This is a genomic window from Bacillus sp. MYb78, assembly GCF_002975115.1.
In the GTDB taxonomy this organism is placed as follows: domain Bacteria; phylum Bacillota; class Bacilli; order Bacillales; family Bacillaceae_G; genus Bacillus_A; species Bacillus_A cereus.
The window spans coordinates 62,947-85,249 of sequence record NZ_PCOB01000011.1 but is presented as its reverse complement, the minus strand read 5'-3'; the positions used below and the strand labels follow the sequence as shown (position 1 = coordinate 85,249).

The following is a 22,303-nucleotide window of genomic DNA, read 5'->3' as shown; positions in this document are numbered from 1 at the left end:
TCCCCCTTTGAATGAGGGGGATTCCTTGTGCATAGAATGAAACTTTCTTTTTGTTTGTAAATAAAAAGAAGGTAAATCCGTATAATAGCTTGTTTTTGTATAGAGAACATTTATAACGACGGAGAATAGGAGGAAGGCCTTTCGTGTTTTTAAAAAGATTAGAAATAGCAGGGTTTAAGTCTTTTGCTGAGCGTGTATCTGTTGATTTTGTCCCGGGTGTAACTTCTGTAGTAGGACCTAATGGAAGCGGGAAAAGTAATATTACTGATGCAATTCGCTGGGTACTTGGTGAACAATCTGCAAAATCATTACGTGGTGCAAAGATGGAGGATATTATTTTTGCAGGCAGTGATACGAGGAGAGCGGTTAATGTTGCTGAAGTAACAATAACTTTAAATAATGAAGATCAACGTTTACCAATTGAATACAATGAGGTGTGTGTAACACGTCGTGTATCTCGTTCAGGTGAAAGTGATTTTTATATTAATAAACAATCATGTAGATTGAAAGATATTATTGATTTATTTATGGACTCTGGTATGGGAAGAGAAGCTTTTTCAATTATTAGCCAGGGGAAAGTGGAAGAGATTTTAAGTAGTAAGTCAGAAGAGCGTCGAGGTGTATTTGAAGAAGCGGCAGGCGTACTAAAATACAAACTTCGCAAAAAGAAAGCTGAAGGAAAATTAGAAGAAACACAAGAAAACTTAAATCGTGTACAAGATATAATTCATGAATTAAGTAGTCAAGTAGAACCTTTAGAAAGACAAGCTTCTATTGCGAAAGATTATCTTGAGAATAAAGAAGAATTAGAGAAAGTAGAAGCTGCGCTTATTGTCCATGAAATTGAAGAATTACATGAGAAATGGGAAGCACTTCGAAATCAGTTTGGGCATAATAAAAACGAAGAAGCTAAAATGTCAACGAATTTACAAAAAAGTGAAGAAGAACTTGAGGAATTACGAGGACAATTACAAGCGGTAGATGAGTCTGTAGACTCGTTGCAAGAGGTACTTCTTCTTTCTAGTAAAGAGCTAGAAAAACTAGAAGGGCAACGCGAGTTGTTAAAAGAGAGAAAGCAAAATGCTACGACGCATTGTGCGCAACTTGAGCAGTTAATTGTTGAATTAACAGAGAAAGCTAAAATTTACGATGGTGAGATTGAGTCAAGTACAGAAGCTTTAATGCAATTTGTGAATGAAGTAAAAGAGTTGGAGCAAAAATTGCATGATAATGAGCAATTGCTTGCTACTTTTGCTGACAATTTAGAGGAACAGATTGAGAATTTAAAAGGTGACTATATTGAACTTTTAAATCAACAAGCTAGTCATCGCAATGAATTATCTATGATTGAAGAACAATCTAAACAGCAAACGTCTAAAAACGAGCGTCTAGATGAAGAGAATGCGAAATATGTAGAAATGCGTATGGAAATTACAGCGAAAAAGACGAAACTTGTAGAAAGTTACGAACAAGCGAAAGAAAAAGTAGCTGGCATTCTCTCAAACATACAGAAGACAGAGGCGGCACTTGGGAAATGTAAGACGCAGTATAGTGAAAATGAAACAAAACTATACCAAGCATACCAATTTGTGCAACAGGCACGTTCTCGAAAAGAAATGCTTGAAGAGATGCAAGAAGACTATTCTGGCTTCTATCAAGGTGTACGTGAAGTATTGAAAGCTAGAGAAAATAGGTTGCAAGGTATCGAGGGTGCTGTTGCGGAACTGTTAACGGTTCCGAAAGAATACGAAGTTGCAATGGAAATCGCTCTAGGTGCAGCGATGCAGCATATTGTTGTACAAACAGAGGAGCATGCTCGTAATGCGATTGCATTTTTAAAGCAAAATAAACATGGACGTGCAACGTTTTTACCGCAAGCTGTTATTAAAAGCAGATCGTTATCATTTGAGCAATTACGCATTGTAAATCAACACCCATCGTTTGTAGGTGTGGCGGCAGAACTTGTGCAGTACAACAATAAATATGAAAATGTAGTTTCAAATTTATTAGGTACTGTTATTGTTGCGAAAGATTTACGCGGAGCAAATGAGTTGGCGAAACAACTGCAATACCGTTATCGCATTGTAACAATTGAAGGTGACGTAGTGAATCCTGGCGGTTCTATGACTGGTGGGGCGGTAAAACAAGCGAAATCTTCTTTATTAGGACGCCAACGTGAACTGGAAGAGTGGACTCGCAAGTTAACTGATATGGAAGAAAAAACAACGAAGTTAGAAAACTTTGTTAAAGCAGTAAAACAAGAGATTCAAGAAAAAGAAGTGAAAATACGCGAACTAAGGAAAACTGTAGAAGTGGATCGTGTAGAAGAGCAGAAATTAAGAGAAGAGATTAATCGTTTAGAATTAGAAGAACATCGTATTAATGACCGCTTGTCTATTTATGATTTAGAGATTGAAGGGTTTTTACAAGATCGAGTAAAAATGCAAGGGCGTAAAGAGGAGTTAGAAGGGATTTTAGCGAATCTTCAAGCTGATATCACTGAGTTAGATAGTAAAATTGTAGCTTTAACAAAACAAAAAAGTGAGCAACATTCTTCGAAAGAAAAAGTTCAAAAAGAAATGACTGAATTAAAAGTGCTGGCAGCTGAAAAGCAACAACGCTTATCTAATCAAAAAGAAAAAATTGAACGATTGACGAAGGAAAAAGAAGAAACGGATGCGACACTTGTAAAAACGAAAGAGGATTTAGCATTCTTAAAACAAGAAATGACATCTAATTCAAGTGGTGAAGAGCAAATTACGAATATGATTGAGAAGAAAGCGTATGATCGTAATCAAACTTCAGAATTAATTCGCTCTCGTCGTGAACAACGTGTATCGTTGCAAGAGAGAGTAGAACATTTAGAACGCAATTTGAAAGAAACGACAGGTAAACATAAATATATTCTTGAAATGTTGAAAGATCAAGAAGTGAGAATAAACCGACTTGATGTAGAGTTGGAAAATAGATTACAACATTTACGTGAAACATATACGATTTCATTTGAAGCGGCGAAACTAAAATATACAATGACAATGCCTGCAGAAGATGCGCGTAAGAAAGTAAAATTAATCAAATTATCCATAGAAGAGTTAGGTACAGTGAACCTAGGGGCAATTGATGAATATGAACGTGTAGCGGAGCGTCATACATTCTTACTAGAGCAGAGAGACGATCTAGAAGAAGCGAAAACGACATTGCACCAGCTTATTACCGAAATGGATGAAGAAATGAAAAAACGCTTTTCTACTACGTTTGAAGGCATTAGAATGGAATTTCAATCGGTATTCTCTGAATTATTTGGAGGCGGTAGAGCGGATTTAGTAATGACTAATCCAGAGGATTTACTAAATACGGGTATTGATATTGTAGCACAACCGCCAGGGAAGAAATTGCAGAACTTAGGTTTACTTTCAGGTGGAGAGCGTGCTTTAACGGCAATTGCGCTTTTATTTGGTATTTTAAAAGTGCGCCCAGTACCGTTCTGTGTACTAGATGAGGTAGAGGCCGCCCTTGATGAAGCGAATGTAGCTCGTTTTGCACAGTATTTAAAGAAATTTAGTGATGAGACGCAGTTTATTGTAATTACACATAGAAAAGGTACAATGGAAGAGTCTGATGTGTTGTACGGTGTAACAATGCAAGAATCAGGGGTATCTAAACTTGTTTCGGTTCGTTTAGATGCTGGAGAAGAACTTATTGCAAGTGAATAGGAAGGATGGGAAAGTATGAGTTTTTTTAAAAAACTAAAAGAAAAAATTTCAAAACAAACGGATACAGTTACAGAGAAATTTAAACACGGATTAGAAAAAACTAGAAATTCATTTGCGGATAAAGTGAATGATTTAGTGTATCGTTACCGTAAAGTGGACGAAGATTTCTTCGAAGAGTTAGAAGAAATCTTAATTGGTGCAGACGTTGGCGTTGCGACGGTAATGGAATTAATTGATCAATTGAAAGAAGAAGTACAACGTCGTAACATTCAAGATCCAAAAGAAGTACAAGCTGTTATTTCAGAAAAACTAGTGGGAATTTACAAAGGTGACAGCGATTTTAGTAACGAAATTAATATGCAAGAGGACCAATTAACGGTTGTTTTATTTGTTGGTGTTAACGGTGTAGGAAAAACGACAACAATTGGTAAACTGGCGCATAAGTTTAAATCAGAAGGTAAGTCAGTCCTATTGGCAGCAGGAGACACATTCCGTGCTGGGGCGATTGAACAATTAGAAGTATGGGGCGATCGTGTTGGTGTAGAAGTGATTAAACAAGGATCTGGATCTGATCCAGCGGCGGTTATGTATGACGCTGTACAAGCTGCGAAAGCACGTAAGGTAGATGTATTACTATGTGACACAGCAGGACGCTTGCAAAATAAAGTAAACTTAATGAAAGAGTTAGAGAAGGTGAAGCGTGTAATTGAGCGTGAAGTACCAGGTGCTCCTCATGAAGTATTGCTTGTTATTGATGCAACAACAGGACAAAACGGTTTAAGCCAAGCGAAAACATTCCGGGAGGCAACGAATGTAACTGGTATTGTTTTAACGAAGTTAGATGGAACTGCTAAAGGTGGTATTGTATTAGCGATTCGTAACGAAATGGATGTACCGGTGAAGTTTGTTGGATTAGGAGAGCAAATGGATGATTTGCAGCAGTTTGATCCAGAACAATATGTGTATGGTTTATTTGCGAACTTAGTAGAAACAGAAGAAGTATAAGCGAAAGAAGCGGTATTTCCGCTTCTTTTTCTATAAAAATATATGATGTTAAGAAAAAAACTTGACACTCTTTTGGACTCCATGTAAACTAATTCATGTAAAGGGAAATCACTTAACAAAGGATGATCCAACATGCTCGAAAAAACAACGAGAATGAACTATTTATTTGATTTTTATCAATCGTTGTTAACGCAAAAACAAAGAAGTTATATGTCGCTTTATTATCTAGATGATTTATCTCTTGGTGAAATTGCGGAAGAATTTGATGTAAGTCGCCAAGCCGTGTATGATAACATTAAACGGACTGAAGCGATGCTTGAAGAATATGAAGAAAAATTAGTATTACTTCAAAAGTTTCAAGAGCGACAGCGACTTGTTGCAAAGCTAAAACAGCTAATCAGCGAAGAAGAGCATGTGAATGAAGAAATGAAACAAGTTGTTGAAGCTATCGAAAAATTAGATTAGGAGGGCGGCAATATGGCATTTGAAGGATTAGCCGACCGACTTCAACAGACAATGCAAAAAATCCGCGGCAAAGGAAAAGTTTCTGAAGCCGATGTGAAAGAAATGATGAGAGAAGTTCGTCTAGCTCTTTTAGAAGCAGATGTTAACTTTAAAGTAGTAAAAGATTTTGTGAAGCGTGTGTCTGAACGTGCTGTCGGACAAGATGTAATGAAAAGTTTGACACCTGGACAACAAGTAATTAAAGTTGTACAGGAAGAACTTACAGAACTTATGGGCGGAGAGCAAAGCAAAATTGCTGTTGCTAATAAGCCACCGACTGTTATTATGATGGTTGGTCTGCAAGGTGCGGGTAAAACAACGACGACAGGTAAGCTTGCGAATTTGCTTCGTAAAAAGCATAATCGTAAACCGATGCTTGTTGCAGCTGATATTTACCGTCCAGCAGCAATTAAACAGCTTGAAACATTAGGGAAGCAATTGGACATGCCTGTATTTTCTTTAGGAGATCAAGTAAGTCCTGTTGAAATTGCGAAACAAGCGATTGCAAAAGCAAAAGAAGATCATCATGATTATGTTTTAATCGATACAGCGGGTCGCCTGCATATTGATGAAGAACTAATGGATGAATTAGCGAAAGTTAAAGAAGTTGCGAAACCGGATGAAATTTTCCTTGTTGTCGATGCGATGACGGGACAAGACGCGGTAAATGTTGCACAAAGTTTCCATGAACAGTTAGGTTTAACAGGTGTTGTATTAACGAAATTAGATGGTGATACGCGCGGTGGTGCTGCATTATCTATTAAGGCTGTAACAAACACACCGATTAAATTTGCTGGTATGGGTGAAAAACTAGATGCAATTGAAGCGTTCCATCCAGAGCGTATGGCATCCCGTATTTTAGGGATGGGCGATGTCTTAACATTGATTGAAAAAGCGCAAGCTACAGTTGATGAAGAGAAAGCAAAAGAACTTGAGCAAAAAATGCGTACGCTTTCGTTTACGCTTGACGATTTCCTAGAACAACTTGGACAAGTGCGTCAACTTGGGCCGCTTGATGAATTGTTAGGAATGCTTCCTGGTGCAAATAAAATTAAAGGGCTGAAAAATGCGCAAGTTGATGAAAAACAAATTGGGCATATTGAGGCAATTATTCGTTCTATGACTAAATTAGAACGAGAACAACCGGAAATAATCAATGCTAGTCGCAAAAAGCGCATTGCCAAAGGTAGCGGTACAACTGTACAAGAAATCAATCGTCTAATCAAACAATTCGATGACATGAAAAAAATGATGAAGACGATGACTGGAATGCAAAAAGGCAAGAAAAAAGGACTAGGTGGATTGAAGTTTCCATTCATGTAAGGAAAAAAAGATGGCTCTGTTAAGAAAAAATACTTTACAAAGCAATAGTCTTTTTGCTAATATAATTATCTGTGTGAAATAAATTCGGAGGTGCTTTATAAATGGCAGTTAAAATTCGTTTAAAACGTATGGGAGCTAAAAAAACTCCTTTCTATCGTGTAGTTGTTGCAGATTCTCGTTCTCCTCGTGACGGACGTTTCATTGAGGAAATCGGAACTTACAATCCAGTTGCTCAACCAGCTGAAGTTAAGATCAACGAAGAAGCAGCATTAAAATGGTTAGGAAATGGTGCTAAACCATCTGATACAGTTCGTAACTTATTCTCTAACCAAGGTATCATGGAGAAATTCCACTTATCTAAACAAGGTAAGTAATTGAGGCAATGACTATGAAGAAGTTAGTCGAGACGATTGTCAAGCCTCTTGTCGATCATCCTGAAGATGTAAAAGTTACACAGGAACTTTACAACGGAGAGATAAAGTATCGATTAACTGTACATCCTGAGGATGTTGGAAAAGTCATTGGAAAGCAAGGGAGAGTTGCGAAAGCGATTCGAATGCTCTTGTATTCAGTGGGACATCATAATGATGAAAAAGTAACACTGGAAATTCAATAAACGTAAAAAGGGCGAGGAGTTATTCCTCTCCCTTTTTTAACATTTAAATAGAGATTGCATGTTCCATCTATGAAATGGAGATGCTTAATTTATATAGAAACCAGGGGTGACATACTATTTATGACAAAATGGTTTAACGTAGGGAAAATTGTAAATACTCATGGCGTAAGAGGAGAAATCCGTGTTATTTCTCGTACTGATTTTCCAGAAGAGCGATATAAAGTAGGAAACACACTATACATATCGAATGAGAAAGACACAGACTACCTTCCGGTGAAGGTAACTTCTCATCGCCAACATAAGACATTCGATTTATTAACATTTGAAGGATATAACAATGTAGATGAAGTAGAGAAGTTTAAAGGTTCTTTAATAAAAGTACCAGAAGAGCAGTTAGGCGAACTTGCTGAAGGTGAATACTACTATCACGAAATTATTGGTTGCAGCGTTGTAACGGAAGAAGGAGAAGCGCTAGGGACAATCAAAGAAATTCTCTCTCCTGGTGCAAATGATGTTTGGGTGATTAAACGTCCGAAGGGTCAAGATCTTTTAATTCCTTATATTGATGACGTTGTACTTCAAGTTAATATTGAAAATAAATTAGTAACCATTCATGTAATGGAAGGGTTGCTATAATGAAAATTGATATTTTAACGTTGTTCCCAGACATGTTTACCGGTGTATTTGGATCTTCTATATTAAAGAAGGCGCAAGAAAAAGAAGCGGTAAACCTTCGTGTTGTTAACTTTCGTGATTATACAACAAGTAAGCATAATAGCGTAGACGATTATCCTTACGGCGGAGGAGCTGGTATGGTGCTTACTCCTCAGCCTATTTTTGATGCTGTAGAAGATTTGACGAAAGAGACAGAGCGTAAGCCGAGAGTTGTCTTAATGTGTCCGCAGGGCGAAAGATTTACGCAGAAGAAAGCGGAAGAGCTTGCAGAGGAAGAACATTTGATCTTTGTATGTGGGCATTATGAAGGGTATGACGAACGAATTCGTGAGCATCTCGTAACGGATGAGATTTCTATTGGTGACTATGTATTAACGGGTGGAGAATTAGCTTCTATGGTTATTACTGATAGTGTTGTACGTCTCTTGCCAGGCGTGCTAGGAAATCATGCTTCACAAGTGGAGGATTCGTTTAGTACAGGTTTATTAGAGCATCCTCATTATACACGTCCGGCTGATTTTCGTGGTATGAAGGTACCGGATGTATTAATGTCAGGGAATCATAAAAATATTGACGAATGGCGACATAAGGAATCTTTGCGCCGTACGTATACGCGTAGACCTGATTTGTTAGATGATAGAGATCTATCTAAACAAGAGAAAAAATGGCTTGAGGAAATAAAGCGAGAGCAGTAATAACTTCATATATTTGCTATTGCAACAGGCCTAGTAATATGCTATTATAACATTTGTGCTACTGAAATCAGTAGCCGTATTAACGATGTTCCGCTGTAATTTATTAAGACTTTATAAGAGCATCTGTTTAAAGGAGAGAATTTAATATGCAACAATTAATCGCAGAAATTACAAAAGGCCAATTAAAAACTGACCTTCCTTCATTCCGTCCTGGTGACACTTTACGTGTACACGTAAAAGTTGTTGAGGGAACTCGTGAAAGAATTCAGCTTTTCGAAGGTGTTGTAATTAAACGTCGTGGTGGCGGAATTAGTGAAACATTCACAGTTCGTAAGATTTCTTACGGTGTAGGTGTTGAGCGTACATTCCCAGTTCACACGCCAAGAATCGCGAAAATCGAAGTACTTCGCCGTGGTAAAGTACGTCGTGCTAAGTTATACTACTTACGTAACCTTCGCGGTAAAAAAGCACGTATTAAAGAAATTCGATAAGACATGTATGGGAGCTTGTAAATGCACAAGCTCCCTTTTTCCAATCTATATGAAATTTTGGTATAATACGAACAGCTTACATAACCGTGGAGGGGAAATGCATGAAAAAAGAGAAGAGTTCACTTTGGGAATGGATTAAAGCAATTTTGATTGCTGTTGTATTAGCTGGTGTTATTAGACAGTTTTTCTTTGCTCCAATTCTCGTAGACGGGGTATCGATGGCACCTACTTTACATGATCGTGATCGAATGATTGTGAATAAAATTGGTTATCACATTGGAGATCCAAAACGCTTTGATATTATCGTATTTCGAGCAACAGAAGATAAAGATTACATTAAGCGCATTATAGGCCTGCCAGGCGATGAAATAGAGTATCGTAATGATAAACTGTATGTTAATGGAAAGGCTTATGAGGAGCCGTATTTAGACAAGCAGAAAAAGCAAATTGCTGACGGACCGCTTACATATGATTTTAATCTTGAAGAAATGACAGGCAAGAAAACTGTTCCAAAAGATCAATTATTTGTTTTAGGTGATAATCGTCGTTTTAGTAAAGATAGCCGTTCAATCGGTACGATTTCAAAGGATCAAGTAATTGGTAAAGCCAATATGTTATATTGGCCGTTAGAAGACGCACGTATTGTGAAATAAATGAAAAAGAAGGTGGCAACATGGTAATTCAATGGTTTCCAGGGCATATGGCGAAGGCTAGACGCCAAGTAACGGAGAAATTAAAATTAATTGATGTTGTAATTGAGCTTGTAGATGCTCGATTACCATTATCATCTCGAAACCCAATGATTGATGAAATCATTACACATAAGCCGAGGCTTGTTGTTTTAAATAAAGCGGATATGGCAGATGATCGTTTAACAAAACAATGGATCGCATATTTTAAAGAAAAAGGCCATATGGCAATTTCGATTAATGCGCAAGCTGGACAAGGTATGAAAGAAATTGCAGCAGCTTGTAAAGTGCTTGTTAAAGAAAAATTTGATAAAATGGTTGCAAAAGGTATTAGACCGAGAGCGATTCGCGCATTAATTGTAGGTATACCAAATGTTGGTAAATCTACATTAATTAATAAATTGGCAAAGAAAAATATTGCTAAAACAGGAGATCGTCCAGGTGTGACAACAGCTCAACAATGGATTAAAGTTGGGAAGGAAATGGAATTGTTAGATACGCCAGGTATTCTGTGGCCTAAATTTGAAGATCAATTAGTGGGTCTTCGCTTAGCGACGACGGGTGCAATTAAAGATTCAATTTTAAATTTACAAGATGTAGCTGTTTACGCATTACGTTTTATGGAGAAACATTATCCAGAACGCTTGAAAGAACGCTACAATTTAAATGAGATTCCAGAAGATATTGTGGAATTATTCGATGCAATTGGAAAAAATAGAGGCTGCTTAATGGGCGGCGGAATGATTGATTATGATAAGACATCTGAGCTTGTACTTCGTGAGCTTCGTGGTGGCAAACTTGGAAAAATGACGTTTGAGACACCGGAAGAGTTTGCAGAGCAAGTAGAAGATGTGGAAAAAATAGAAGAAGTATAAGACGTGCGTTTGTGCGTCTTTTCTTTTTGGATACGTTTAAAAAGGAGCTTGTATAAATGCAAACAATGACGATAAAAGAAGCGGAAAATGTATTGAAAGAAATTATGAATGAAGAAGATGATCGCTTTCAACTGTTAATGAAAGATGAGCGAAAAGGCGTTCAAAAGCTCGTTTTGAAGTGGTATAAACAAAAAGAGTTAGAACAGAAAGAAAAAGAGAAGTTTTTTGAAATGTCCAAGTATGAAAATGCTTTGCGTGAAAAAGGGGTCACATATATCGCAGGTATTGATGAAGTAGGGCGCGGGCCATTGGCTGGGCCTGTTGTGACGGCAGCTGTCGTTCTTCCTGAGGATTTTTATATTCCAGGGTTAAATGACTCAAAAAAGCTGAGTGAAGCGAAACGTGAGCGTTTTTATGATGAAATAAAAGTACAAGCGATTGCAATTGGAGTTGGAATTGTATCACCGCAAGTTATTGATGAAATTAATATTTACCAAGCAACGAAACAAGCGATGTTAGATGCTGTTGCAAATTTATCTTATACACCCCAACATTTATTAATTGATGCGATGAAGCTTCCCACACCAATTCCGCAAACTTCAATTATTAAAGGTGATGCGAAAAGTGTTTCGATTTCAGCTGCATCCATTATCGCAAAAGTAACGAGAGATCGTATGATGAAAGAACTGGGAGAGAAGTATCCTGAATACGGATTTGAGCAACATATGGGATATGGCACAAAGCAACATTTAGAGGCAATTGAAGTGCATGGAGTATTAGAGGAACACCGAAAGTCATTCGCGCCAATTAAAGATATGATTCAAAAATAAGCTGTAAATATACAGCTTATTTTTTATTTTGGCATATAAACATTACTATTTCCGAAAAAGAATAAAGCGATTTCAGTTTTCTGACACTTTATTGTAGACAGCGTGCCAATCATCTTATACAATGGCAATGTAATGTTTTTTAAACATTAAAAAACTTTTCGAGTAAAACAGGAAAACAGGGGAGGATGGGACCATGAATATCCATGAGTACCAAGGTAAGGCAGTCCTTAGAAGCTATGGGGTTAGCGTTCCGAACGGGAAGGTTGCATTTACAGTAGAAGAAGCTGTAGAAGCAGCGAAAGAATTAGGAACAGATGTATGTGTAGTGAAAGCACAAATTCACGCTGGTGGACGCGGCAAAGCTGGCGGAGTAAAAGTTGCAAAAAATTTAGATGAAGTTCGTACATATGCAGAAAGCATTTTAGGAACTACACTTGTGACACATCAAACAGGTCCTGAAGGTAAGGAAGTAAAACGCTTACTTATCGAAGAAGGTTGCGATATTAAAAAAGAATATTATGTAGGTCTAGTTTTAGATCGTGCAACTTCTCAAGTTGTTTTAATGGCTTCTGAAGAAGGCGGAACAGAAATTGAAGAAGTAGCAGAAAAAACACCTGAAAAAATCTTTAAAGAATATATTGATCCAGCAGTAGGCTTACAAGGTTTCCAAGCGCGCCGAATTGCATTTAACATCAATATTCCAAAAGAGCTTGTAGGACAAGCTGTGAAGTTTATGATGGGCTTATACCGTGCGTTTATTGAAAAAGATTGCTCTATCGCTGAGATTAACCCACTTGTTACAACAGGTGAAGGTAAAGTTATGGCACTAGATGCAAAATTAAACTTTGATTCTAATGCGTTATATCGCCATAAAGACATTTTAGAGCTTCGTGATCTTGACGAAGAAGATGCAAAAGAAATTGAAGCTTCAAAATACGACTTAAACTACATTCCTTTAGATGGAAATATCGGTTGTATGGTTAATGGTGCAGGTTTAGCGATGGCTACAATGGATATCATTAAACATTACCACGGTGACCCAGCTAACTTCTTAGATGTTGGTGGCGGTGCAACTGCTGAAAAAGTTACAGAAGCATTCAAAATTATCCTTTCTGACAAAAATGTAAAAGGTATCTTCGTTAACATTTTTGGTGGCATTATGAAGTGTGATGTTATTGCAGAAGGTGTTATTGAAGCAACGAAACAGGTAGGTCTTGAGTTACCTTTAGTTGTACGTCTTGAAGGTACAAACGTAGAACTAGGTAAGAAAATTTTAAATGAGTCTGGCTTAAATATTGTTGCAGCAGAATCTATGGCAGACGGTGCACAAAAAATTGTTTCACTAGTGGGCTAATAGAAAGCGGGGGAGAAAAATGAGCGTATTAGTTAATAAAGATACAAAAGTTATTGTTCAAGGTATTACAGGTTCTCAAGGTTTATTCCATACAAAACAAATGATTGAATACGGTACGAAAATTGTCGGTGGTGTAACGCCAGGTAAAGGTGGCACTGATATTGAAGGTGTACCAGTATTTGATACTGTAGAAGATGCAGTGAAAGCAACAGGCGCAAACGCTTCAGTTGTATACGTTCCACCCGCTTTTGCGGCTGATGCAATTATGGAAGCAGTTGATGCAGAAATTGATTTAGTAGTATGTATTACTGAAGGAATTCCTGTATTAGATATGGTAAACGTAAAGAGATATATGGCTGGTAAACATACACGTTTACTTGGACCAAACTGCCCAGGTGTTATCACGCCTGATGAATGTAAAATCGGTATTATGCCAGGATACATTCATAAAAAAGGTCATGTAGGTATCGTATCGCGCTCTGGTACTTTAACGTATGAAGCTGTACACCAGTTAACACAAGAGGGTATTGGACAATCTACTGCTGTAGGTATCGGCGGGGACCCTGTTAACGGTACAGACTTTATTGATGCGTTAAAAGCATTTAATGAAGATGAAGAAACACATGCTGTAATTATGATTGGTGAAATCGGCGGTACAGCAGAAGAAGAGGCAGCTGAATGGGTAAAAGCTAATATGACAAAACCTGTTGTAGGCTTCATTGGTGGTCAAACAGCGCCTGCTGGCAAACGTATGGGCCATGCTGGTGCAATCATTTCTGGCGGTAAAGGAACTGCTGCTGAAAAGATTAAAACAATGGAAGCTTGTGGCATTAAAGTAGCTGAAACTCCAGCAGTTATGGGAGAAACGCTAATCTCTGTTTTAAAAGAAAAAGGTTTATTTGAGACTTGCAAAAACTATTAATCTGTTGAAAGACACCCTCTTACTTGAGGGTGTCTTTTTACACTTTTTTTGTTTACATAATAAAAATTATGGGTAAGGAGAATTGAGATGAAAAGAGAGCGATTATTACATCTTCATTACTTGCTAGCAGATTATTGGAAAGCGATGGAGAGGCTACTATATGTCGATCCAGAATTAAAGAACATATATACTTTTAACGAAAAACAAATGGAATACTACACTGGAATATCCTCGAAAAAATCTTCAGAACTAGTGAAATTTCTTCAAAGTTCAAATCTTCCGCAATATATATCTTATTTAGAGAAAAATCGTATTTTTTATATAACGATATGGGATGAAAATTATCCGCAATTATTACGTGAAATACAAGATCCTCCCTTCGTTTTATATGGAAAAGGAGAGAAAGATTTTCTCAATAAAGTAAATAAATTAGCAGTTGTTGGAACGAGAGAACCATCATTATATGGTCATGAGAGTTTGAAGTTTATTTTACACCCTTTATTAGAAAGAGAGTGGCTTATTGTCAGTGGGTTTGCAAAAGGGATAGATACAATGTCTCATGAGATTACAGTAAGGCATCATTGCCCGACTATTGCGATATTAGGGCACGGATTGTCGTTTATGTATCCGAAAGAAAATAGACATTTATATGAAATGTGGAAGGAATATATATTGTTATTGACAGAGTATCCTCCGCACTATGCACCGAAAAAATGGTATTTTCCAAAAAGGAACCGGATTGTTAGTGGTATAAGTAAAGGTGTTTTAGTTGTAGAAGCCAAATCGAGAAGTGGAACACTTATTACTGCAGACCTTGCGTTAGAGCAAAATAGAGAGGTGTTTGCGCTTCCTGGACCTATATTTATAGAGGGGGCATCGGGAACGAATCATCTTATTCAACAAGGAGCAAAATTAGTAAGAAATGCAGAAGATATCTTGGAGGAGATTTTAAATTAACCTTATATTTTTAAATTTTTATTAAACAATTATTGACAAATGGTAGATTGGCACTGTATGGTATATTCATTCTTAATTGACAAAAACAAGAGAAATCAATAAGATTAATGAAGACTTGAATCCACCTCTTAAGGAGGCACTAGCATGTCAGATTACCTCGTAATCGTGGAGTCGCCTTCTAAGGCGAAGACCATTGAGAAATATTTAGGGAAAAAATACAAAGTTGTCGCGTCTATGGGACATGTTCGCGATTTGCCAAAAAGTCAAATGGGGATAGAAGTAAAGAACAACTTCACCCCGAAGTATATTACCATTCGTGGTAAAGGTCCCGTCTTAAAGGATTTAAAATCAGCGGCGAAAAAAGCAAAGAAAGTTTATCTCGCGGCCGATCCAGACCGCGAAGGGGAAGCGATTGCTTGGCATTTAGCGAATACGTTAAATGTGGACGTTGAATCAGATTGTCGGGTTGTGTTTAATGAGATTACGAAAGATGCAATCAAAGAATCATTTAAACATCCTCGCGCAATTAATATGGATTTAGTAGATGCACAACAAGCAAGACGCATACTTGATCGTCTTGTTGGTTACAATATTAGTCCTTTATTATGGAAGAAAGTAAAAAAAGGATTAAGTGCAGGGCGTGTACAATCTGTAGCAGTTCGTTTAATCATCGAACGTGAAAAGGAAATTCAAAGCTTTGAACCTGAAGAATTCTGGACAATTAAAACAGAATTTGTAAAAGGAAAAGACACATTTGAAGCAAGTTTTTACGGTGTAGATGGTGAAAAAGTTCAATTAACGAATGAAACGCAAGTGAATGAAATAATTGAACAGATGAAAGACAATGCGTTTTCAGTTGAAAATGTAACGCGCAAAGAGCGAAAACGTAATCCTGCATTACCGTTTACAACATCTTCCTTGCAACAAGAAGCGGCACGTAAGTTAAATATGCGAGCAAAGAAAACGATGATGCTTGCACAGCAATTGTATGAAGGGATAGATCTTGGAAAACAAGGAACTGTAGGTCTTATTACGTATATGAGAACTGATTCAACACGTATCTCAGAAACAGCTCAAACAGAGGCACGTACTTACATCACTGAAGCGTATGGTACGGAATACATAGGAACAGAAAAGAAGAAAGAATCGAAAAAGTCAAATGCACAAGATGCACATGAGGCAATTCGTCCTACTTCGGTAATGAGAAAGCCAGAGGAACTGAAAAGTTTCTTAAGTCGTGATCAACTTCGATTATATAAATTGATTTGGGAGCGATTTGTTGCAAGTCAAATGGCGTCTGCTATAATGGATACTGTGACAGCGAGACTCATTAATAACAATGTTCAGTTCCGTGCAAGTGGATCGGTTGTAAAGTTCCCAGGATTTATGAAAGTGTATGTAGAGTCGAAAGATGATGGTGCGGAAGAAAAGGATAAGATGTTGCCGCCTTTAGAAGTAGGGGAAACTGTATTTTCAAAGGATTTAGAACCGAAGCAACATTTTACACAACCTCCTCCGCGCTATACAGAGGCCCGTCTAGTAAGAACACTTGAAGAACTTGGAATTGGAAGACCGTCGACTTATGTACCTACACTTGAAACGATTCAAAAACGTGGATATGTAGGTTTGGATAATAAACGCTTCGTTCCGACTGAACTTGGTGAAATAGTAATTGAACTTATTTTAGAGTTTTTCCCAGAAATTATTAACATTGAATTTACTGCCAATATGGAGCAAAGCCTTGATGAAGTAGAAGAAGGAAATGCCAATTGGGTGAAAATTGTTGATGATTTCTACGTAGGATTTGAACCGCGCTTAGAAAAAGCGGAAAAAGAAATGCGTGAAGTGGAAATTAAAGATGAGCCAGCTGGGGAAGACTGTGAATTATGCGGACATCCAATGGTCTTTAAAATGGGTAAATACGGGAAGTTTATGGCTTGTTCGAATTTCCCTGATTGTCGTAATACAAAAGCGATTGTGAAAGAAATCGGTGTAACTTGTCCGAAATGTGAAGAAGGACAAATTATTGAGCGTCGCAGTAACAAAAAGAAACGTCTTTTCTATGGATGCGGTACGTATCCAGAGTGTGACTTTGTATCTTGGGATAAGCCAATTGGTCGTAAATGTCCGAAGTGTGAAGGCATGCTTGTAGAGAAAAAGTTAAAAAAAGGCGTGCAAGTACAATGTATTTCGTGCGATTATGAAGAAGAACAACAAATGTGAGCGTAACTGCTCACATTTTTTTCGGGAAGAAAAGGAAAGGTGATATAAATGACAACACAAGTAGTAAACGTCATTGGCGCAGGTCTTGCAGGAAGTGAAGCAGCTTACCAAATTGCAAAACGTGGTGTCCAAGTTAGATTATATGAAATGAGGCCGGTAAGGCAAACACCAGCTCATCACACAGATAAATTTGCTGAATTAGTATGTAGTAACTCACTTCGTGCAAACACTTTAACAAATGCAGTTGGAGTTATTAAAGAGGAAATGCGTTTAATGGATTCTGTAATTATTCGTGCGGCAGACGAGTGCTCTGTACCAGCTGGAGGTGCTTTAGCTGTAGACCGTCATGAGTTCGCAGCTAAAGTAACAGAATACGTAAAAAACCATCCGAATGTAACTGTAGTGAACGAAGAGCTTACTGAAATTCCAGAAGGACCAACAATTATTGCAACAGGTCCACTTACATCTCCTGATCTTGCTGCACAATTAAAAGAACTAACAGGTGAAGATTATTTCTATTTCTACGATGCGGCAGCACCAATCGTAGAAAAAGACAGCATTGACATGAATAAAGTATATTTAAAATCGCGTTATGACAAAGGTGAAGCTGCATATTTAAATTGCCCAATGACAGAAGAAGAGTTTGACCGTTTTTATGAGGCTTTAATTGCTGCTGAGACAGTGCCTTTAAAAGAGTTTGAAAAAGAAATTTTCTTTGAAGGTTGTATGCCAGTAGAAGTTATGGCAAGTAGAGGGAGACAGACGCTAGTATTTGGACCTATGAAACCTGTTGGATTGGAAGATCCAAAAACAGGAAAAACGCCATATGCTGTTGTTCAGTTGCGTCAAGATGATGCAGCGGGAACTTTATACAATATCGTAGGTTTCCAAACGCATTTAAAATGGGGACCACAAAAAGAAGTGCTACAGTTAATTCCGGGACTGGAAAATGCAGAGATTGTACGTTATGGTGTAATGCATCGTAATACGTTTATTAATTCACCTAATTTGCTTCGTCCAACATATCAATATAAACAACGTGATGATTTATTCTTCGCTGGTCAAATGACTGGAGTAGAGGGATATGTTGAATCAGCAGCATCAGGATTATTAGCGGGAATTAATGCTGCACGTCTTGTGCAAGGTGAAGAGCCAGTTGTATTACCGTCAGTAACTGCAATGGGTAGCATGGCAAATTACATTACGGCAACGAATGCTAAAAACTTCCAACCGATGAATGCGAACTTCGGTCTATTTGCACCGTTAGAGAAAAAGATCAAAAAGAAAGCGGAACGAAATGAAGCATACGCAACACGCGCTTTAGAAACAATTCAAAATTTTGTAAATATTTAGTTAAATTTCTTGCAAAGGCTACTAAGTTGTGATACGATTTAGTAGCCTTTATTGAGGTGAGTTGTGTGAATGTGAAGAAATTGTTACAATTATTCGTTGGATATTTACAAATTGAAAGAAATTATTCAAAATATACAATTGCAAGTTATCAAAATGATTTAGAACATTTTGTGCAATTTATGGAGCGAGAAGGCATATCCTCTTTTTTAGACGTTACATACGCGGATGTTCGTTTGTACTTAACGACGTTGCACGATGAAAAGTTAGCCCGTAAATCTGTCGCAAGAAAAGTATCAAGCTTACGAAGTTTATATCGTTTTTTGATGCGTGAAGGTTATCGAAAAGATAATCCGTTTGCACTTGCGTCACTCCCCAAAAAAGAATTGTCAATCCCAAAGTTTTTATATGCTGAAGAGTTAGAGGAATTATTTGAAGTTTCTGACACGGGAACACCATTAGGTCAAAGGAATCAAGCTTTATTAGAGTTGATGTATGCGACTGGAATCCGTGTGAGTGAATGTGTCAATTTACAACTTACCGATATTGACTTTGCGGTGGGAACAATTTTAGTAATGGGAAAAGGAAAAAAACAAAGGTATATTCCGTTCGGAAGCTATGCGCAAGATTCTTTAATTACTTATATAGAGAATGGGAGAAAACAGTTAGTTAATAAGACTGACGAAGACTCTCGTATGGTATTTTTAAATGCGAAAGGTACACCGCTAACAAGTCGTGGAGTACGTTATGTTTTAAATGAACTCATTAAAAAGGCGTCACTGACAATGCGGATAAGTCCCCATATGTTAAGGCATACATTTGCTACACACATGTTAGATGAAGGGGCGGATTTACGTACTGTACAGGAGCTATTAGGTCATGAGAATTTGTCGACTACACAAATTTATACGCATGTCTCTAAAGAAAGATTGCGTTCTGTTTACATGAAGCATCACCCGCGGGCATAAATTGCTTTAAAAGCTATAAAAACAAATAAAGGAGTTTTTTCTATGGGGAATTTCCACGCTACAACGATATTTGCAGTTCATCATAATGGAGAATGTGCAATGGCTGGAGATGGTCAGGTGACAATGGGAAATGCTGTTGTAATGAAACATACAGCTCGTAAAGTTCGCAGACTTTTCCAAGGTAAAGTTTTAGCTGGTTTTGCAGGTTCAGTTGCTGATGCATTTACTCTTTTTGAAATGTTTGAAGGAAAATTAGAAGAGTATAATGGCAACTTGCAGCGTGCTGCTGTTGAAATGGCAAAACAATGGCGTGGCGATAAAATGTTACGTCAACTAGAAGCGATGCTCATTGTCATGGATAAAACAACTATGCTTCTTGTTTCAGGTACAGGAGAAGTGATTGAACCGGATGATGGTATTTTAGCAATTGGATCTGGTGGAAATTATGCGCTTTCTGCAGGTCGTGCTTTAAAGCAATATGCAAGTGAACACTTAACAGCGAAACAAATTGCGAAAGCGAGTTTAGAGATTGCTGGTGATATTTGTGTTTATACGAATCACAACATAATTGTTGAAGAATTGTAGAATCGTAAGGGAGGCATTTTATATGCATTTACATTTTACTCCGCGCCAAATTGTGGAAAAATTAGATCAATATATCATCGGTCAAAAAGACGCAAAGAAAGCGGTTGCTGTAGCGTTGAGAAATCGATACCGTCGCAGTAAATTAGCTGAAAATTTACGTGATGAAATAGCACCTAAAAACATTTTGATGATTGGACCGACAGGTGTTGGGAAAACAGAGGTAGCACGACGAATGGCGAAACTCGTTGGAGCACCTTTTATTAAGGTTGAGGCTACAAAATTCACAGAAGTTGGATATGTGGGTAGAGATGTAGAGTCGATGGTACGTGACCTTGTGGAAACATCGGTTCGTATCGTAAAAGAAGAAATGGTAGTGAAAGTTCAAGATAAAGCAGAAGAGCAAGCGAATCAACGTCTTGTTGAAATTTTAGTACCGAGTCCGGAGAAGCAATCTGGATTTAAAAATCCATTAGAGATGCTTTTTGGGGGCGCTCAAAATTCGAGTCAAACGTCTGATACACAAGAAGATGGTGAAATCGAAAAGAAACGTCAAGATGTGGAGAGAAAGCTTGCTGCAGGGCTTCTTGAAGAAGAGATTGTATCGATTGAAGTGACTGAGCAACAGTCGTCAATGTTTGATATGTTACAAGGAACTGGCATGGAGCAAATGGGAATGAATTTCCAAGATGCGTTAGGGAGTTTTATGCCGAAAAAAACAAAAAAACGTAAACTTTCTGTAAAAGAAGCAAGAAAACTCTTGACAAATGAAGAGGCACAGCGCTTAATTGATATGGATGAAGTTACACAAGAGGCTGTTTATCGTGCTGAACAGCTCGGGATTATTTTTATCGATGAAATTGACAAAATTGCTGGTAAGCAGTCGAATAGCGTAGATGTATCACGTGAAGGTGTGCAACGTGACATTTTGCCAATTGTAGAAGGGTCGAATGTTGCGACAAAATACGGATCAGTAAAAACGGATTATATTTTATTCGTTGCAGCTGGAGCGTTCCATATGTCTAAACCGTCGGATTTAATTCCGGAATTGCAAGGGAGATTTCCGATTCGAGTAGAATTAACAAAATTATCGACAGACGATTTTGTTAAAATATTAATCGAGCCTGACAATGCGTTAATTAAACAATATATGGCATTATTAGCGACTGAAGGTATAGAAATTGAATTTTCAGACGAAGCTATTCGTAAGATTGCTGAGATTGCTTATCAAGTTAATCAGGATACAGATAATATTGGAGCAAGAAGACTTCATACGATTATGGAGAAGCTCCTTGAAGATTTATCGTTTGAAGCATCTGAAATTACGTTAGAGAAAATAACGATAACCCCTCAATACGTTGAGGAGAAATTAGCAACAATTGCTAAAAATAAAGATGTGAGCCAGTTTATTTTGTAATAGTGTCATCAGGTGACTCGCCCTAGTTTCCAAGTGATGAAAAAATATGTGAGTAACATGTAGGAGGAACTTTTGAAATGGAATTATTAGCAAAAACAAGAAAATTAAATGCGTTATTACAGAGCGCAGCAGGGAAGCCTGTAAACTTTAGAGAAATGTCTGACACAATGTGTGAAGTAATCGAAGCAAACGTATTCGTAGTTAGTCGTCGTGGTAAATTACTAGGTTATGCAATTCACCAACAAATCGAAAACGAACGCATGAAGCAAATGCTTGCAGAACGTCAATTCCCAGAAGAATATACACAAAGCTTATTCAACATTACAGAAACATCTTCAAACTTAGATGTGAACAGTGCTTACACAGCATTCCCGGTAGAAAACAGAGAATTATTTGGTCAAGGTTTAACTACAATCGTACCAATCGTTGGTGGTGGTGAGCGTCTAGGTACTTTAGTATTAGCTCGTCTTGGTCAAGAGTTCTTAGATGACGATTTAATCCTTGCTGAGTACAGCTCAACTGTTGTAGGTATGGAAATCTTACGTGAAAAAGCAGAAGAAATCGAAGAGGAAGCACGTAGTAAAGCTGTTGTTCAAATGGCGATCAGCTCATTATCTTACAGTGAGTTAGAAGCAATTGAGCATATCTTCGAAGAATTAAATGGAACAGAAGGTTTACTTGTTGCAAGTAAAATTGCTGATCGTGTAGGAATTACTCGTTCTGTAATCGTAAATGCACTACGTAAATTAGAAAGTGCTGGTGTAATTGAGTCTCGCTCTTTAGGTATGAAAGGAACATACATTAAAGTGCTAAACGACAAGTTTCTACAGGAACTTGCTAAATTAAAAACAAACTAATTTATAAAAAACTCTCCTCGATCGAGGAGAGTTTTTTTGTGCAATGGATTGATGGCGCTTGTGAAAAGTGCCATAAGCGTGTTTTCTGGGAAAACTATTAATTGTGTTTTACTTTTTTGCTTAAAAGAAATGAAGGTTGGTAATACTAGAATTCGAGTATGAACAAAGAAAGTTTTACATTGTTCGCATTTTCGACTTGATTGTAATATTTCAGTATGATATAGTAAGCAGTGGTGTCAGTACAAAGTACACACGTT

21 protein-coding genes are annotated in these 22,303 nt (G+C 37.5%); all 21 read left to right on the top strand.

What is annotated here, in order from left to right; all coding sequences use genetic code 11:
• Positions 1 to 143 precede the first annotated feature (143 nt).
• The 21 genes from smc (at position 144) to codY (ending at position 22,046) form a co-directional block, all read left to right on the top strand.
• Positions 144 to 3,713, top strand: a complete 3,570-nt coding sequence (gene smc / locus CQ064_RS20230) for a chromosome segregation protein SMC (RefSeq protein ID WP_000478997.1) — start codon at positions 144 to 146, stop codon at positions 3,711 to 3,713.
• Between the two features lie 15 nt (positions 3,714 to 3,728).
• A complete protein-coding gene (gene ftsY / locus CQ064_RS20225) occupies positions 3,729 to 4,718 on the top strand; it encodes a signal recognition particle-docking protein FtsY (protein ID WP_000007642.1) in 990 nt (329 codons plus the stop codon).
• A 132-nt stretch (positions 4,719 to 4,850) separates the two neighbouring features.
• The gene (locus CQ064_RS20220; protein ID WP_000891062.1) at positions 4,851 to 5,183 is read left to right on the top strand and encodes a putative DNA-binding protein; all 333 of its coding nucleotides are present in this window, start codon (positions 4,851 to 4,853) and stop codon (positions 5,181 to 5,183) included.
• 12 nt (positions 5,184 to 5,195) lie between these two features.
• Entirely contained in the window at positions 5,196 to 6,545 is a 1,350-nt protein-coding gene (gene ffh / locus CQ064_RS20215; RefSeq protein WP_000863460.1) for a signal recognition particle protein, read from the top strand.
• A gap of 101 nt (positions 6,546 to 6,646) precedes the next feature.
• Positions 6,647 to 6,919, top strand: a complete 273-nt coding sequence (gene rpsP / locus CQ064_RS20210; protein ID WP_000268750.1) for a 30S ribosomal protein S16 — start codon at positions 6,647 to 6,649, stop codon at positions 6,917 to 6,919.
• Positions 6,920 to 6,933: 14 nt separating this feature from the next.
• Positions 6,934 to 7,161: a KH domain-containing protein gene (locus CQ064_RS20205; RefSeq protein ID WP_000737399.1), complete on the top strand. Its 228-nt coding sequence runs from the start codon at positions 6,934 to 6,936 to the stop codon at positions 7,159 to 7,161.
• A gap of 120 nt (positions 7,162 to 7,281) precedes the next feature.
• A complete protein-coding gene (rimM, locus tag CQ064_RS20200; RefSeq protein ID WP_000170272.1) occupies positions 7,282 to 7,797 on the top strand; it encodes a ribosome maturation factor RimM in 516 nt (171 codons plus the stop codon).
• Complete coding sequence (trmD, locus tag CQ064_RS20195) at positions 7,797 to 8,531, top strand: tRNA (guanosine(37)-N1)-methyltransferase TrmD (protein ID WP_000686899.1); 735 nt, start codon at positions 7,797 to 7,799, stop codon at positions 8,529 to 8,531. Before rimM ends, trmD begins: the two co-directional genes overlap by 1 nt.
• Positions 8,532 to 8,677: 146 nt before the next feature.
• Positions 8,678 to 9,022: a 50S ribosomal protein L19 gene (gene rplS / locus CQ064_RS20190; protein WP_001186516.1), complete on the top strand. Its 345-nt coding sequence runs from the start codon at positions 8,678 to 8,680 to the stop codon at positions 9,020 to 9,022.
• A 101-nt stretch (positions 9,023 to 9,123) separates the two neighbouring features.
• Positions 9,124 to 9,675, top strand: a complete 552-nt coding sequence (gene lepB, locus CQ064_RS20185; RefSeq protein WP_000711852.1) for a signal peptidase I — start codon at positions 9,124 to 9,126, stop codon at positions 9,673 to 9,675.
• A 20-nt stretch (positions 9,676 to 9,695) separates the two neighbouring features.
• Positions 9,696 to 10,586 carry a ribosome biogenesis GTPase YlqF gene (gene ylqF, locus CQ064_RS20180; protein ID WP_000236702.1) on the top strand — a complete coding sequence of 297 codons (891 nt, stop codon included), beginning with the start codon at positions 9,696 to 9,698 and terminating at the stop codon, positions 10,584 to 10,586.
• A 56-nt stretch (positions 10,587 to 10,642) separates the two neighbouring features.
• The gene (locus CQ064_RS20175; protein ID WP_001194269.1) at positions 10,643 to 11,416 is read left to right on the top strand and encodes a ribonuclease HII; all 774 of its coding nucleotides are present in this window, start codon (positions 10,643 to 10,645) and stop codon (positions 11,414 to 11,416) included.
• A gap of 193 nt (positions 11,417 to 11,609) precedes the next feature.
• Positions 11,610 to 12,770 carry an ADP-forming succinate--CoA ligase subunit beta gene (gene sucC, locus CQ064_RS20170; RefSeq protein ID WP_001020790.1) on the top strand — a complete coding sequence of 387 codons (1,161 nt, stop codon included), beginning with the start codon at positions 11,610 to 11,612 and terminating at the stop codon, positions 12,768 to 12,770.
• A 19-nt stretch (positions 12,771 to 12,789) separates the two neighbouring features.
• Positions 12,790 to 13,692 carry a succinate--CoA ligase subunit alpha gene (sucD, locus tag CQ064_RS20165; protein ID WP_000115178.1) on the top strand — a complete coding sequence of 301 codons (903 nt, stop codon included), beginning with the start codon at positions 12,790 to 12,792 and terminating at the stop codon, positions 13,690 to 13,692.
• Between the two features lie 87 nt (positions 13,693 to 13,779).
• Positions 13,780 to 14,649, top strand: a complete 870-nt coding sequence (gene dprA / locus CQ064_RS20160; protein ID WP_000818046.1) for a DNA-processing protein DprA — start codon at positions 13,780 to 13,782, stop codon at positions 14,647 to 14,649.
• Between the two features lie 144 nt (positions 14,650 to 14,793).
• On the top strand, positions 14,794 to 16,872 hold the full coding sequence (gene topA, locus CQ064_RS20155) for a type I DNA topoisomerase (protein WP_001286955.1): 2,079 nt from the start codon (positions 14,794 to 14,796) through the stop codon (positions 16,870 to 16,872).
• A gap of 48 nt (positions 16,873 to 16,920) precedes the next feature.
• Positions 16,921 to 18,225 (top strand): FADH(2)-oxidizing methylenetetrahydrofolate--tRNA-(uracil(54)-C(5))-methyltransferase TrmFO, encoded by a 1,305-nt coding sequence (trmFO, locus tag CQ064_RS20150; RefSeq protein ID WP_000213006.1) that lies wholly within the window; start codon positions 16,921 to 16,923, stop codon positions 18,223 to 18,225.
• A gap of 65 nt (positions 18,226 to 18,290) precedes the next feature.
• Entirely contained in the window at positions 18,291 to 19,190 is a 900-nt protein-coding gene (gene xerC, locus CQ064_RS20145) for a tyrosine recombinase XerC (RefSeq protein ID WP_001101245.1), read from the top strand.
• Between the two features lie 42 nt (positions 19,191 to 19,232).
• Complete coding sequence (hslV, locus tag CQ064_RS20140; RefSeq protein ID WP_000526274.1) at positions 19,233 to 19,775, top strand: ATP-dependent protease proteolytic subunit HslV; 543 nt, start codon at positions 19,233 to 19,235, stop codon at positions 19,773 to 19,775.
• Between the two features lie 22 nt (positions 19,776 to 19,797).
• Complete coding sequence (hslU, locus tag CQ064_RS20135) at positions 19,798 to 21,189, top strand: ATP-dependent protease ATPase subunit HslU (protein ID WP_000550085.1); 1,392 nt, start codon at positions 19,798 to 19,800, stop codon at positions 21,187 to 21,189.
• A gap of 77 nt (positions 21,190 to 21,266) precedes the next feature.
• Positions 21,267 to 22,046 (top strand): GTP-sensing pleiotropic transcriptional regulator CodY, encoded by a 780-nt coding sequence (gene codY / locus CQ064_RS20130; protein ID WP_000421290.1) that lies wholly within the window; start codon positions 21,267 to 21,269, stop codon positions 22,044 to 22,046.
• Positions 22,047 to 22,303 lie beyond the last annotated feature (257 nt).

Bases quoted from the DNA above. Each gene is read 5' to 3' on its own strand.
- ffh (WP_000863460.1), top strand. From the start codon at position 5,196: ATGGCATTTGAAGGATTAGCCGACCGACTTCAACAGACAATGCAAAAA.
- hslV (WP_000526274.1), top strand. From the start codon at position 19,233: ATGGGGAATTTCCACGCTACAACGATATTTGCAGTTCATCATAATGGA.
- lepB (WP_000711852.1), top strand. From the start codon at position 9,124: ATGAAAAAAGAGAAGAGTTCACTTTGGGAATGGATTAAAGCAATTTTG.
- sucD (WP_000115178.1), top strand. From the start codon at position 12,790: ATGAGCGTATTAGTTAATAAAGATACAAAAGTTATTGTTCAAGGTATT.
- rplS (WP_001186516.1), top strand. From the start codon at position 8,678: ATGCAACAATTAATCGCAGAAATTACAAAAGGCCAATTAAAAACTGAC.
- ftsY (WP_000007642.1), top strand. From the start codon at position 3,729: ATGAGTTTTTTTAAAAAACTAAAAGAAAAAATTTCAAAACAAACGGAT.
- hslU (WP_000550085.1), top strand. From the start codon at position 19,798: ATGCATTTACATTTTACTCCGCGCCAAATTGTGGAAAAATTAGATCAA.
- CQ064_RS20220 (WP_000891062.1), top strand. From the start codon at position 4,851: ATGCTCGAAAAAACAACGAGAATGAACTATTTATTTGATTTTTATCAA.
- topA (WP_001286955.1), top strand. From the start codon at position 14,794: ATGTCAGATTACCTCGTAATCGTGGAGTCGCCTTCTAAGGCGAAGACC.
- CQ064_RS20205 (WP_000737399.1), top strand. From the start codon at position 6,934: ATGAAGAAGTTAGTCGAGACGATTGTCAAGCCTCTTGTCGATCATCCT.
- CQ064_RS20175 (WP_001194269.1), top strand. From the start codon at position 10,643: ATGCAAACAATGACGATAAAAGAAGCGGAAAATGTATTGAAAGAAATT.
- trmFO (WP_000213006.1), top strand. From the start codon at position 16,921: ATGACAACACAAGTAGTAAACGTCATTGGCGCAGGTCTTGCAGGAAGT.
- sucC (WP_001020790.1), top strand. From the start codon at position 11,610: ATGAATATCCATGAGTACCAAGGTAAGGCAGTCCTTAGAAGCTATGGG.
- dprA (WP_000818046.1), top strand. From the start codon at position 13,780: ATGAAAAGAGAGCGATTATTACATCTTCATTACTTGCTAGCAGATTAT.
- trmD (WP_000686899.1), top strand. From the start codon at position 7,797: ATGAAAATTGATATTTTAACGTTGTTCCCAGACATGTTTACCGGTGTA.
- rimM (WP_000170272.1), top strand. From the start codon at position 7,282: ATGACAAAATGGTTTAACGTAGGGAAAATTGTAAATACTCATGGCGTA.
- rpsP (WP_000268750.1), top strand. From the start codon at position 6,647: ATGGCAGTTAAAATTCGTTTAAAACGTATGGGAGCTAAAAAAACTCCT.
- ylqF (WP_000236702.1), top strand. From the start codon at position 9,696: ATGGTAATTCAATGGTTTCCAGGGCATATGGCGAAGGCTAGACGCCAA.
- codY (WP_000421290.1), top strand. From the start codon at position 21,267: ATGGAATTATTAGCAAAAACAAGAAAATTAAATGCGTTATTACAGAGC.